Origin of the sequence: Salinimonas lutimaris, from assembly GCF_005222225.1 — a bacterium.
In the GTDB taxonomy this organism is placed as follows: domain Bacteria; phylum Pseudomonadota; class Gammaproteobacteria; order Enterobacterales; family Alteromonadaceae; genus Alteromonas; species Alteromonas lutimaris.
Map to the genome: position 1 here is coordinate 438,452 of NZ_CP036536.1, position 13,035 is coordinate 451,486.

Here is a 13,035-nt window from a genome sequence, read left to right on the forward strand (position 1 = left end):
TTGGGTGTCCCGTCAATACATCTGGGATGGATCAAAGCGGCGCAGGGCCGGTGCTCTGACGAAGTTTAAGTTCATAGGGCATAACCACTTTCGGGGCTTTTTTTATTTTGCCATTAAGTACATCAACCAACAGCCCCACAGCGGTGTGGCCAAATTCTTCGGCTGGCTGGGCCACTGTTGTCAGTGGCGGATCGCAATATGCTGAAAATGCAATATCATCAAACCCGGCAACCGATATATCTGCCGGAATCGCCAGGCCTGCAGCTTTAATCGCGTGCATCGCACCCATGGCGGTTTCATCGTTTTCACAAAACAGCGCGGTAGGGCGATCAGCCATGGTCAGCATATGCCTAGCAGCATCGCTTCCCGCCTGCAGAGTAAAATCGCCGTTAAACAACAGTTGCTCATCAAAAGTAAGACCCGCTTCACGCAAGGCATCCTGATAACCCGCCAGACGATCCTGAGTCAGGGGACTGGCATTCGGCCCTTTTATCAGGGCAATCCGGCGATGCCCCAGGTCAATTAAATGGCGGGTCATGGCTTTGGCAGCGCAGCGGTTATCCAGTGTAACCACCGGGCAGGACGGGTTGCTGAGTACTTCACAGGCATTCACCATAGGCAGCAAATCACTGCCTTTTTGCATGTCGGTTGTAAATGGATTGTGCGCGCGTAACTGTATCAGACCGTCGGCCTGAGACGTTTGAACCATTCTGGCGTAATCCGCTTCAATTTCAGGGTTTCCCAGCGTATTGCCCAATAGCAACGAATAGCCTTTTTCCACCGCGGCTTCCTGCATGCCGCTAATGACGCGGGCAAAAAACACATTCGCTACCGTGGGCACCAGTACCACCAGGTTATGCGTTTTGCCGGAGCGAAACTTAACCGCCATCAGATTGGGTTTGTATCCGGTGCTGTCAATCGCTTCCACGACCCGCTGACGGGTTTTTGGGGAGACCCGCTCAGGTTGCTGCAGGGTGCGCGATACGGTTGCGACCGAGACCCCGGCCAGATTTGCTACATCTCGGATTGTTGCCATGTGTTCAGATAGTACCTGTTATTTTTATTGTTAATGTAACCGTTAACATCGTTTGAACGAAAGATGACGGAAATTTATCCAAAAATCCAGTGTGCATCCAATAAATTTTACAAAATAAAAACATCGGGATGAGCTTTGGGTTGTTATTTGCTCATAATTATTCAACTTTTGTTTAAATTTGTTTGACAAAAAATAATGTAATCCGTTACATTTTTACGAAGATAACAAACTTATAACATCGTGATAAGAAATATCTTGTCCTGATGTTGCTACTGACTGGAGACACTGATGCCAGCAACAAAGAAGCTACGCCTGGGTATGATTGGCGGCGGTGAGGGCGCTTTTATCGGCGCGGTTCACCGCCATGCAGCCGGGCTCGACGGCCACTATCAGCTGGTATGCGGGGCGTTTTCCCGTGACCCGGATAATAATCAGCGCACTGCAGATAGTCTGGATATGGACCCGGCCCGGGTGTATGCCTCCTGGCAGGACATGATTGAACAGGAAGCGCAGCTACCGGAAGACCAGCGTATGCAGGTCGTCAGTATTGTTACGCCTAATCATTTGCATGTACCTGTTTCGCTGGCCGCAGCCAAAGCGGGTTTCCATGTGTTCTGCGAAAAGCCGGCTGCGGTCAGCTTTGATGAAGTGAAAACCTTATCGGCGGCGCTGTCATCAGCGCCGGTATTATTTGGTCTGGCGCATACCTATCTGGGGTATCCAATGGTCTGGCAGGCCCGCGATATGGTTCTCAGCGGCAAGCTGGGGACGATTCGCAAAGTGTATGTGGAATATCCGCAAGGCTGGCTGTCTGGGGCCGAAGAAACGCACAACAAACAGGCCTCGTGGCGCACTGACCCGGCCTTATCCGGTGCCAGCGGCTGCATGGGGGATATCGGTACTCATGCATTCGGGCTGGTCGAGTTTGTGCTCGATGATCAGGTTAGTGAACTGTGTGGAGTACTGAACACTCATGTGGATGGCCGACGACTGGATGATGACGGGGCGGCATTACTCAAAACCAGTAAAGGGGCTTCAGGCGTACTGGTCGCCAGCCAGGTGTGTGCCGGTGAGGAAAACCCTCTCAAAATTCGTGTGTATGGCGATAAAGGTGGTCTGGAATGGCAGCAGATGGAGCCTAATTCCGTGATTTACCGGCCTGCCGGTGAGCCGTATCAGGTCTTCAGGGCCGGTGGTGGTCAGCCGGGACTATGCGACGAGGCAATGGCGCGATGCCGCATCCCAGGTGGTCATCCGGAAGGGTATCTTGAGGCCATGGCAAATTTATATACCTCCTTTGCCCATGCGGTACGCGCTGGCAAAACCGGCACCGCCGAAGGGGTGCCCGGACTGATGTCGGGCGTACGTGGTATGGCCTTTATCCAGGCTATGCTGAACAGCGCTAAAAGCGATACCAAGTGGCACGCCGTGCCAGCGCTTAATTAACCAGAGCAGCATCAGGAGACCGTTATGTCAGCAATTAAAGGCCCGGCTATTTTTCTTGCCCAGTTTTCCTCAGATACCGCCCCGTTTGACTCGCTGGAAAACATGGCGCAATGGGCCAGTTCACTTGGCTACAAAGGGATTCAGGTCCCCACCGACCCGGCGTTATTTGATTTAGAAAAAGCGGCAGACAGCCAGCAATATTGTGACGATGCCAAGGCAACCTGTGCCAGATATGGTATCGAGATTACCGAACTTTCCACGCACCTGCAGGGGCAGCTGGTGGCGGTTCATCCGGCTTATGACGAGCTATTCGATAACTTTGCACCGGCCCACCTGCATGGCAAGCCGGCACAACGTACCGAGTGGGCTGTTAATCAGCTGAAACTGGCAGCTAAAGCCAGTCAGCGTCTGGGTCTGAATGCGCATGCCACCTTTTCCGGTGCGCTTATGTGGCATCTGGTTTACCCCTGGCCACAACGTCCAGCCGGTCTGGTGGAGCAAGGATTTGCGGAGCTGGCCAGACGCTGGAAGCCGATTCTGGATGCTTTTGATGAAGCCGGGGTAGATGTCTGTTACGAAATTCACCCAGGCGAAGACCTGCACGATGGCGCCACTTTTGAGCGTTTTCTGGCTGCGGTAGATAACCACCCGCGGGCCAATATTCTGTTTGATCCCAGCCATTTTGTATTACAGCAGCTGGATTATCTGGATTTTATCGACCGCTATCATGACCGCATCAAAATGTTTCATGTCAAAGATGCTGAATTTCTGCCTAACGGCAGAAGCGGTGTGTACGGCGGCTATCAGGACTGGGCTGACCGTCCGGGGCGATTCCGCTCACTGGGCGATGGCCAGGTCGATTTCAAGGGTATTTTCAGCAAGCTGACTCAATACGGATTTGATGGCTGGGCGGTACTGGAGTGGGAATGTTGTCTGAAAGACTCAGCGCAGGGGGCAGCCGAAGGGGCGCCATTTATTGCCAGTCATATTATTCAGCCGGCCACCAGTACATTTGATGATTTTGCCGGCGGTCAGGCCAGCGAAGAGAAGAACCGGCGAATTCTGGGGCTTAATAAGTAGTTCGCCCCGGCATTTTGCCAACAGCTTGCAGCGAGGATAACAATGAATAATATAACTGCGCGCCTGAGCGTCATGATGTTCCTGCAATTTTTTATCTGGGGTGGCTGGTTTGTCACTCTGGGTACTTATCTGGCCGGTACCCTACAGGCTTCCGGTGCTCAAATTGGCATGGCGTTTTCCACCCAGTCATGGGGAGCGATTATTGCGCCGTTTATCATCGGTCTCATTGCCGATCGTTTTTTCAATGCTGAGCGCATTTTGGGTGTGCTGCATCTGGCTGGTGCGGTGTTAATGTACATGATGTATCAGGCCCAGGATTTCACCACCTTCTACCCGTTGGTTCTGGGCTACATGATTGCCTATATGCCAACACTGGCGCTGGTAAACTCTGTCTCTTTCAGTCAGATGAGCGATCCGTCTAAAGAATTTGGCAAAATTCGTGTCTGGGGCACCATCGGCTGGATTGTTGCCGGTCTTGTCATCAGCTATGTCTTTTCATGGGACTCCCGCCAGGCTATTGGTGACGGGATGCTGCGCAATACGTTCATGCTGTGCGCCATTGCATCCTTATTACTGGGTTTATTTAGTTTCACTCTGCCCGCCACGCCTCCAAAGGGTAAAGGGCAGGCTGCCGGGCTGGGCGAAGCTCTGGGGCTGGATGCGCTGTCCATGCTCAAAAACCGTAACTTTCTTGTATTTTTCTTATCTTCGGTACTGATTTGCATTCCGCTGGCATTTTATTACCAGAATGCGAATCCGTTTCTGACCGAAATCGGCGTGGAAAATGCCACCGGTAAGATGACGCTTGGTCAGGTTTCCGAAGTGTTGTTTATGCTTGCTCTACCGGTTTTCCTGAACAAATTTGGAATAAAGAAAACGCTGGTACTGGGCATGTTGGCCTGGGTTATTCGGTACGTGCTGTTTGCCTACGGTAATGCTGATGAAGGCATGATGTTACTGCTTATTGGCATTGCGCTGCACGGTTTGTGCTACGACTTCTTTTTTGTGTCAGGCCAGATTTATACCGATGCCAAGGCCGGTGAGAAAGTAAAAAGTGCTGCCCAGGGACTGATTACGCTGGCGACCTATGGCGTGGGTATGCTGATTGGCTTCTGGGTTGCCGGGCAAATTACCGATGCTTATGTGACAGACTCAGGACATGCGTGGATGAATGTGTGGTTATTCCCGGCAGCCTTCGCATTGGTGGTTCTTGTGCTGTTCACCGTGCTGTTTAAATCAGAAAAGGTATCAGTAGATGACTAATCGACGGCAGTTACTCAAAGCAATGGCAGTGTCAGGGGTGGGTCTGACACTGGGAGGCCTGGCTACCCGGGTACAGGGAGACACCACAATGCCGCTTAAATTAAAAGGCAATATACGCCATGCTGTGGCGCGCTGGACCTACGGCGATATGGACCTGGACACTCTGTGCACAGTGATTAAGGAAATCGGCTTTAATGCCATTGATCTGGTAGGCCCGGACGAGTGGCACATCCTGAAAAAGCATGGGGTAGACAGCTCCATGTGTAACGGGGCTGAGCTGAATCTGGAAGATGGCTGGTGCGATCCACAATTTCATGATGCCCTGACCGAACGTTACCTGAAACATATCGATTTGGTCGCAGAAGCGGGCTATAAAAATCTGGTGTGTTTTAGTGGCAACAAACGGGGCATGGACCCACAGGTTGGACTGAAAAATGCCGCCAGCGGATTAAGCCGGATTGTGCCGCACGCAGAAAAGCGCGGGGTCATTCTGCAAATGGAACTGTTTAATTCCAAAATTGATCATCCGGATTACATGGCAGATAACTCGGCCTGGGGGATTGCCCTGTGTAAGGCGCTTAACTCCGACAATTTCAAATTGTTGTACGACATTTATCACATGCAGGTAAATGAAGGCGACATTATCCACACGATCAACGACAACATTCAGTACTTTGGACATTTTCATACCGCTGGCGTACCTGGCAGGCATGAAATTAACCACACTCAGGAGCTGAATTATCCGGCCATTGTTAATGCTATCAAAGCACTTGATTTTGATGGCTATCTGGCCCAGGAATTTATCCCGACAGCCAAGACCGAAGCAGGACGAATTGCCTCATTGCGCGAAGCAATTCAAATCTGCGATGTGTAAGAAGAATAACCAACGCTAGTGCGTTAATGAGGACAGAACATGGCGAATAATCATTATGATGCGATAGTCGTAGGCTCGGGCATCAGTGGCGGCTGGGCCGCTAAAGAGCTCACCGAAAAAGGATTGAAAGTGCTGATGCTTGATCGTGGTCAGAATATCAAGCACATCGAAGATTATAAAAACGCCCATAAAGAAGCATGGGACTATCCGCATCGCGATCTGGCGACCCATCAGATGCGAGAGGACTATCCTGTGTTATCCCGGGATTATCCACTTAACGAAGCGACATACGGCATGTGGGCTAATGAGAAAGAAGCGCCTTATGTTGAAAAAGAGCCGTTTGCCTGGTTTCGCGGTTATCACGTTGGTGGCCGCTCCCTGCTGTGGGGGCGCCAGAGCTACCGGCTGAACCATGAAGATTTTATGGCGAACCAGAAAGAAGGGATCGCGGTTGACTGGCCGATTCGCTACGAAGATGTGGCCCCCTGGTATGACTATGTAGAAAAGTACGCGGGTATCTCGGGTAATCGTGATGGCCTGGATGTTCTGCCGGATGGTCAGTATATGCCGCCGTTTGATTTAAACGTGGTGGAGAAAGACGTGGCGGCGCGCATTAAAAAAGCGTTTAAAGGCTCGCGTCACCTGATAATCGGGCGTGCAGCCAATGCCACCCAGGCTCAGCCTCAGCAAGGCCGGGCCGGTTGTCAGGCAAGAAATAAATGCTGGCTGGGCTGTCCGTTTGGCGGTTATTTTTCTACCCAGTCGTCGACCTTACCCGCGGCGATGAAAACCGGAAATCTGACCTTACGCCCGTACTCCATTGTGTCGCAAATTCTGTATGACAAAGATAAAAAGCGCGCCCGTGGTGTAGAGGTGATTGATGCACAAACCAACCAGACCTATGAGTACACTGCAAAAATAGTCTTTGTAAATGCCTCGGCTTTCAACTCGTCGTGGTTGCTGATGAACTCTGCTACAGATATCTGGGAAGGTGGACTGGGTAGCAGCAGCGGAGAGCTGGGCCACAACGCGATGGATCACCACTTTCGTCTGGGCGCTTCTGCCACAGTCGAGGGCTTTGATGATCGTTATTACTACGGTCGTCGCCCGTCCGGGTTCTATATTCCGCGCTTCCGTAACTGGGGCAGCGATAAACGAGACTATGTGCGCGGCTTTGGCTATCAAGGCAGTGCCAGCCGTTCAAATTGGCGTCGTGATGTAGCAGAGCTGGGCATAGGTGAGGATCTGAAAGACGCGATTAGCGAGCCGGGCACCTGGAATATCGGCATGAATGCCTTTGGTGAGATGCTGCCGGACCACCGTAATAAGATCTATCTCAATAAGGATGTGAAAGACAAGTGGGGTCTGCCGGTTCTGGAGATGGATGTGAAGATTCGCGAGAACGAAGAGCGCATGCGCAAAGATATGAAGCAGGACGCGATAGAGATGCTCGAAGCGGCGGGCCTTAAAGATGTGCATGGCTGGGATGCTGGTTATGAGCCGGGGATGGGAATTCATGAAATGGGCACCGCCCGCATGGGGCGTGACCCGAAAACCTCGGTACTAAATGGTCAGAACCAGGTTTGGGATGCGCTCAACGTATTTGTGACCGATGGGGCATGTATGACATCGGCCTCCTGTGTTAATCCATCGTTAACCTATATGGCACTGACTGCCCGGGCGGCAGACTTTGCTGTCAGTGAACTGAAAAAAGGAAACCTGTAGCCATGAATCGTCGGGACTTATTAAAACTGATCACTGCTGCGACTGGCGTGGCATTTGCCGGCAGTGCTATGGGTTATACCCTGCGTGAAGATGTCAGCCTGTCATCCACCGGCTTTACTAAAGAAGACGTGGCATTTTTAAATGAAGTGGGCGAGGTCATTATTCCGCAAACCGATACGCCGGGAGCCAAAGCCGCTAATGTCGGACAAATTATGGCGGTATTGGTGAAAGACTGTTATACGCCGGCACTGCAAAAGACCTTTAAAGAGGGCATGAGTGAGTTGAACCGAGCTGCCAGTAGTGAATTTGGTAAAGATTTTCTGCTGTTGAGTGCGGCGGACAAGAAAACATTGCTTACCCGCCTGGATGGTGAAGCCAAAGCGCAAAATCAACAAAATGGTCTGTGGAGCGTGGCCTCTTCCATGCCTAACAGTCGACGCACTGATGGCGAACAGCCATTACCACATTATTTTTCGTTATTTAAACAGCTGACGTTGTTTGGCTTTTTCACCTCTAAAGAAGGGGGCACACAGGTGCTGCGCTATGTACCGGTGCCAGGCAAATACGACGGCGATATTGAGTATAAAAAAGGCCAGAAAGCCTGGGCTACCTAAGGTAAAGGCAGGAGAATATGATGAAGCAGACCTATAAAATAAGCAGTGTTGCGTTGGCCGTCGCCATGAGCGCCACGGCTTTTTCAGGACAGATTATGGCAGCAGATGACGAACTGGAAGACTGGCAAAAAGCAGAAAAAACCGAAGTCTGGGAGCCGGTTCCACCCAAAATTACCGCCAATGCCGGGGAAGCTCCGTCAGATGCTATTGTGTTGTTTGACGGTACAGACCTGTCGGCCTGGGAGTCGGTAAAAGGCGGCGAGGCAAACTGGACCGTAAAAGACGGAGTACTGACGGTAAAACCGGGCACCGGAGATATTAAAACAAAACAGTCATTTTGTGATGTACAGCTGCATGTTGAGTGGCGTGCGCCAAAACCTGAGGCGGACATGGAAGGGCAGCAGCGTAATAATTCCGGCGTGTTTTTACAGCAGCGCTACGAAGTGCAGGTGCTGGACTCGTTTGAAAGTAAAACCTATGCCAACGGCCAGGCCGCCAGTGTTTATAAGCAAAGTATTCCGCTGGTTAATGCCACCCGACCACCTGAGCAGTGGCAGGAATACGATATTATTTTTAATGCGCCGCGATTTGATGGTGAAAAGCTGATGACACCAGCCACCATCACAGTGCTGCACAATGGCGTATTGGTTCAGAATCACTATGAGCTCAAAGGTAAAACCGAATGGATAGGTGAGCCATCTTATGAAGCGCATGGTTGTGCTCCTATTCAGTTACAGGACCATACCAACGAAGTCAGTTTTCGTAATATCTGGGTACGTGAAATCACACCTTTAAAGTAAGCTCCCCGGCTTACTGAGGCTGTACCACCGGTTATCGCCTGATAACCGGTTTTTTTATGCCAGGTAGCTAGACAAGCTTTACCGGTTTGCTACGCTTGCGCACTTTTACATCATTACTTGGATGACTATGGTCGGTGAAATTGCTGCTTTAACGGTGGCATTATGCTGGGCGATTGCGGCCCGTATGTTCAAAGTGCTGGGCGCTTCATTCTCCCCGTTATCATTAAATTTCTGGAAAGGACTGGTTGCCATTGCGCTGCTGCTGGTGGTTACGCAATTGTTCCTGCCGCCGGTAGATTTACCTGTCAGCGCTTATGGCTGGCTTTTACTCAGCGGTGTGGTGGGAATTGGCATTGGTGATACCTGCTTTTTTCAGGCCCTGAATAAAATTGGTGATACCCAGTCAGTGCTGATCACAGAAACGCTGGCGCCTATTTTTACTGCACTGCTGGCGATGGTATGGATAGCTGAATGGCTGACCTGGCAACAATGGCTGGGAATTGCGCTGGTGCTGGTTAGCGTGGACATGGTGGTGAAAGTCAGACGCAAAACACAGCTGCATCTGTTTGCTCCTTCCGGCTATATTTATGCGGCGATAGCCGCAGTGTGTCAGGCGGTAGGAGCGGTGATTAGCCGGGATATCCTGACCACCTACACGTTTCTGGATGCCTTTAACGCCAGTCTGGTTCGCCTGACCGGCGGGTTATTAATTATTGTGTTGCTGATGGCTGTGATGAAAAAACGCTGGCTGCCTGAAAGCGATGATCCGGCCAGAATGTGGCGCATGTTTGCTCTGGCCACCCTATTAGGTACCGCTGCTGCACTGTATTTGCAAATGGTGGCCTTTGCCAATGCCAAAGCCGGCGTGGTTCAAACCCTGATTGCAACCTCTGCGGTTATGTCACTGGCAGTAGCCTGGGTGGTAGGGGAGAAGGCCGGTAAAGCGACGGTCTTCTGGTCGTTCGGGGCTCTGGCCGGGGTTGCCGTGCTGGTGGCTGCCGGGCAGCTCGCCGGCCATTAAAAGGTATGGATAGGCGCTTTATTGCCATAACCGCCTGATTACTACTTGTGCAGGTGGTGCGGAGTCTGTATACTTCGCGCCCTTACAGCCAAACCAACTCGTTCCTTGCCTCCAGCAGCTGGCTGTACTGACGAGGCTACAACCGTAAGGAGCAATAATGCGTCATTACGAAATCGTTTTCATGGTTCACCCTGATCAGAGTGAACAAGTACCTGGTATGATCGAGCGTTATACCACTATCCTGAAGCAAGACGGTGGTCAGATTCACCGCCTGGAAGACTGGGGCCGCCGTCAACTGGCTTACCCAATCGAGAAGCTACACAAAGCACACTACGTTCTTATCAACGCTGAAGCGACTGCTGAAGCTGTTGACGAGCTGGAAAATGCTTTCCGCTTCAACGATGTGATCCTGCGTAATCTGGTTATGCGCACTAAAAACGCTGTGACTGAGCCTTCTCCTATGATGAAAGAAGAGCCACGTCGTGAGCGTCGCGAAGATTCTGCTCCTAAAGCAGAAAAGAAAACAGAAACCACAGAAGATAACGCGTAAGGAGAACATTCATGGCTCGTTTTTTCAGACGTCGTAAGTTCTGCCGTTTTTCAGCAGAAGGTGTGACTGAAATCGATTATAAAGATATCGCTACTCTGAAGAACTACATCACAGAGAGCGGTAAGATCGTCCCTAGCCGTATTACAGGTACAAGCGCAAAATATCAGCGTCAGCTGTCTTCTGCGATCAAGCGTGCACGTTTTCTTGCACTGCTTCCGTACACTGATTCTCACAAGTAAGTCTGGCGAAATAAGGGGTAGCTAAGATGGAAATCATCCTACTGGATAAAATCGCCAACCTTGGTGGTCTGGGCGACAAAGTAACTGTTAAGTCTGGTTTTGCACGTAACTTCCTTTTCCCACAGGGTAAAGCAGTTCCTGCAACTAAAGACAACGTTGAAAAATTCGAAGCACGTCGTGCTGAGCTGGAAGCGAAAATCGCTGACCAACTGACACAAGCACAAGCACGTGCTGAGAAGCTTGACGCGCTTGAAGAAGTTACCATTGCAGCACCTGCAGGTGATGAAGGTAAACTATTCGGCTCTGTTGGTACTCGCGACATCGCAGATGCAATCACTGCAGCTGGTGTTGAAGTATCTAAAGCTGAAGTACGCCTGCCTGTTGGTACACTGCGTGAAACTGGCGAATACGACATCGACGTACAACTGCACTCAGACGTAGCAACGTCTGTTAAAGTAGTTATCATCGCTGAAGCGTAAGCGTTAGTTAATGATTGAAAAAGCCGCTCTTTTAAGAGCGGCTTTTTTGTTTGTCAGGTGGCTTTTTCAGCCCGTCTGCGACACTTTTCCCGCCATTCTCTATCGACCACCTCCAGGGTGGTATAGTGGCCAGCCTGAGACGTCAGTGCCGGGTCATAAACACTTTGCATAATCGCTGCAATACTCACCGTATTGTCGGGCCGTGACACCAGCGAAACCGAATCATCAAGGTTAAGCACACCGGTCTCTATTACCCGGTAATACCAGCCTGTAATACCGTGCAGTCCAACCAGACGGTCCATATTTTTGATTCCGAAGCGGTGCGAAATTTTATTACACGGAGCCCGCGGGGCACTAACCTGCAACACCACCTCGCCAAACCGATAGACATCGCCAATAAATACATTGTTGTCATGCATACCTTCAACAAGCAGGTTTTCACCGATGGTTCCGGGGGCAAAACTGTGCTGAGGAAGCAGACGGTCAAGCTGCTGGTAGCCTTCATAGCTATACTGATGGAGCACTTTTTCCGGCCCGCCGTGCAATTTTTTATTGCCCTGTTCATCCTCATCGGTGCCGGTTTGTCTGACCGTCAGCGTGCTGGCTGAAGCTTTGATGATACTGCTGGGCGCGCCACGCGGCCCGAAAGGAGCGGGTTTGCCGGCAAACAGCGCGTTTATCTGCATAACATGACCTGCGTAAGTGAGTTTGTGTCATTATGAGGTAAACAACAGGCAAAAAAAATATGAATAAGCTTTAAACCTTTGTCTGTTTTTCTGCAACTTACCTGATAACCAATAATCAATAACCTGAACCAGCGGGTAGAACACCATCATGGAAATTGTAACGAGCGCAGAGGATTTTTCTTCTGTGAGTCAGTCATCCGATCCTGACCATGCGCTGATACAAGCAGTGAAATCCGGCGACATGCAGGCTTACCAGACTCTGTATGAGTTGTATGGCAAGCGTGTATATGCGTTGTGTTACCGGCTAACGGCAGACCGGGCGCTGGCCGAGGATGCTACCCAGGAAGTGTTTATTCAGCTATGGCAAAAACTGGGCAATTTTTCCGGTCAAAGTCGATTTTCAACCTGGCTGCATAGTGTTACAGCGAATGTCACACTGAGTTATATCCGCAAACAAAAAGGCTGGGTAAAGCGCATGTTTAATCTGGAGGACAGTTCGGTAGCTCTGCAGGCAGAGGCGCAGAGTTGCTCCAGCCAGATTGATCTCGACAGTCTGATTTGCCGGCTACCCGAACGGGCCAGAGTGGTATTTGTACTGCACGCCATAGAAGGGCTTCGGCATGAAGACATTGGCCGAATGTTAAATATTGCCACCGGCTCGAGTAAAGCGCAGTTTCATCGGGCTAAACAGTTTTTAAGTGAGTGGATGGGAGACAATCATGGCTGATTTTGAACAGCGTCTGAAACGCCAGCTGGACGAATTACCGCGTGAGTTAAACCCGGACAGAGACTTATGGGCCGGTATTGAACATGGCGTAAAACACGAGCGGGAAACCAGATATGGCCAGTCACGATTGCGCCCCGTTCTGGCCACAGCTGCCGGGATTTGTTTGGCCGCGGTTACGAGCTGGTCGCTGTTACACAGTCCTGTTGATCAACCCGAAACGATATTAACCGGTAATGCACTGGTGCAGTCACTGAGTGCACAGCATGCAGAGCAAATGCAAACTCTGCTGGTCAGTGTGCAGGATGCACCGGCGGTCAGTGCTAACTGGCAACAGCAGCTGTCTGAACTGGATGATGCAGCAAAAGCAATTAAAACCGCACTGGCCGAAGACCCTGACAACACCGTTTTGCTGCGAATGCTGCAAAATGTTTATCAACAACAGGTTTTGCTGGTTGAGCGTGTTCACGCGCCCAAATGGCAACATATTTAACACTG

15 protein-coding genes are annotated in these 13,035 nt (G+C 50.8%); 13 read left to right on the plus strand and 2 right to left on the minus strand.

Annotated features, from left to right (window positions below):
- Window positions 1-31: 31 nt before the first annotated feature.
- Entirely contained in the window at window positions 32-1,036 is a 1,005-nt protein-coding gene (locus tag EZV72_RS01885) for a LacI family DNA-binding transcriptional regulator (RefSeq protein ID WP_137165636.1), read from the minus strand.
- 288 nt (window positions 1,037-1,324) lie between these two features.
- Here EZV72_RS01885 and EZV72_RS01890 point away from each other — a divergent pair, with 288 nt between their 5' ends.
- From EZV72_RS01890 to rplI, 11 genes are all read left to right on the plus strand, one after another.
- On the plus strand, window positions 1,325-2,482 hold the full coding sequence (locus tag EZV72_RS01890; protein ID WP_137165637.1) for a Gfo/Idh/MocA family protein: 1,158 nt from the start codon (window positions 1,325-1,327) through the stop codon (window positions 2,480-2,482).
- Between the two features lie 24 nt (window positions 2,483-2,506).
- Window positions 2,507-3,562 (plus strand): sugar phosphate isomerase/epimerase family protein, encoded by a 1,056-nt coding sequence (locus EZV72_RS01895; RefSeq protein WP_137165638.1) that lies wholly within the window; start codon window positions 2,507-2,509, stop codon window positions 3,560-3,562.
- A 42-nt stretch (window positions 3,563-3,604) separates the two neighbouring features.
- Window positions 3,605-4,825: a nucleoside permease gene (locus EZV72_RS01900; protein WP_137165639.1), complete on the plus strand. Its 1,221-nt coding sequence runs from the start codon at window positions 3,605-3,607 to the stop codon at window positions 4,823-4,825.
- Complete coding sequence (locus EZV72_RS01905) at window positions 4,818-5,699, plus strand: TIM barrel protein (RefSeq protein ID WP_137165640.1); 882 nt, start codon at window positions 4,818-4,820, stop codon at window positions 5,697-5,699. Before EZV72_RS01900 ends, EZV72_RS01905 begins: the two co-directional genes overlap by 8 nt.
- Window positions 5,700-5,738: 39 nt before the next feature.
- A complete protein-coding gene (locus EZV72_RS01910; protein WP_137165641.1) occupies window positions 5,739-7,424 on the plus strand; it encodes a GMC oxidoreductase in 1,686 nt (561 codons plus the stop codon).
- 2 nt (window positions 7,425-7,426) lie between these two features.
- Window positions 7,427-8,038: a gluconate 2-dehydrogenase subunit 3 family protein gene (locus EZV72_RS01915; RefSeq protein ID WP_137165642.1), complete on the plus strand. Its 612-nt coding sequence runs from the start codon at window positions 7,427-7,429 to the stop codon at window positions 8,036-8,038.
- A 20-nt stretch (window positions 8,039-8,058) separates the two neighbouring features.
- Window positions 8,059-8,838, plus strand: coding sequence for a 3-keto-disaccharide hydrolase (locus tag EZV72_RS01920; protein WP_137168627.1), 780 nt, complete (start codon window positions 8,059-8,061; stop codon window positions 8,836-8,838).
- A 127-nt stretch (window positions 8,839-8,965) separates the two neighbouring features.
- Window positions 8,966-9,859 (plus strand): DMT family transporter, encoded by an 894-nt coding sequence (locus EZV72_RS01925; RefSeq protein ID WP_137165643.1) that lies wholly within the window; start codon window positions 8,966-8,968, stop codon window positions 9,857-9,859.
- A 157-nt stretch (window positions 9,860-10,016) separates the two neighbouring features.
- Window positions 10,017-10,409 carry a 30S ribosomal protein S6 gene (rpsF, locus tag EZV72_RS01930; protein WP_137165644.1) on the plus strand — a complete coding sequence of 131 codons (393 nt, stop codon included), beginning with the start codon at window positions 10,017-10,019 and terminating at the stop codon, window positions 10,407-10,409.
- Window positions 10,410-10,420: 11 nt separating this feature from the next.
- Window positions 10,421-10,648 carry a 30S ribosomal protein S18 gene (gene rpsR, locus EZV72_RS01935; RefSeq protein ID WP_073316739.1) on the plus strand — a complete coding sequence of 76 codons (228 nt, stop codon included), beginning with the start codon at window positions 10,421-10,423 and terminating at the stop codon, window positions 10,646-10,648.
- 26 nt (window positions 10,649-10,674) lie between these two features.
- The gene (gene rplI / locus EZV72_RS01940; protein ID WP_137165645.1) at window positions 10,675-11,127 is read left to right on the plus strand and encodes a 50S ribosomal protein L9; all 453 of its coding nucleotides are present in this window, start codon (window positions 10,675-10,677) and stop codon (window positions 11,125-11,127) included.
- A gap of 53 nt (window positions 11,128-11,180) precedes the next feature.
- On the opposite strand, the gene EZV72_RS01945 is transcribed toward rplI, so the two are convergent.
- Window positions 11,181-11,813 (minus strand): MOSC domain-containing protein, encoded by a 633-nt coding sequence (locus EZV72_RS01945; protein WP_137165646.1) that lies wholly within the window; start codon window positions 11,811-11,813, stop codon window positions 11,181-11,183.
- 148 nt (window positions 11,814-11,961) lie between these two features.
- On the opposite strand from EZV72_RS01945, the gene EZV72_RS01950 reads away from it, so the two are divergent.
- Both EZV72_RS01950 and EZV72_RS01955 read left to right on the plus strand, forming a co-directional pair.
- Complete coding sequence (locus EZV72_RS01950) at window positions 11,962-12,540, plus strand: RNA polymerase sigma factor (RefSeq protein WP_137165647.1); 579 nt, start codon at window positions 11,962-11,964, stop codon at window positions 12,538-12,540.
- Entirely contained in the window at window positions 12,533-13,030 is a 498-nt protein-coding gene (locus EZV72_RS01955; protein WP_137165648.1) for a hypothetical protein, read from the plus strand. The genes EZV72_RS01950 and EZV72_RS01955 overlap by 8 nt, the downstream gene beginning before the upstream one ends.
- Window positions 13,031-13,035 lie beyond the last annotated feature (5 nt).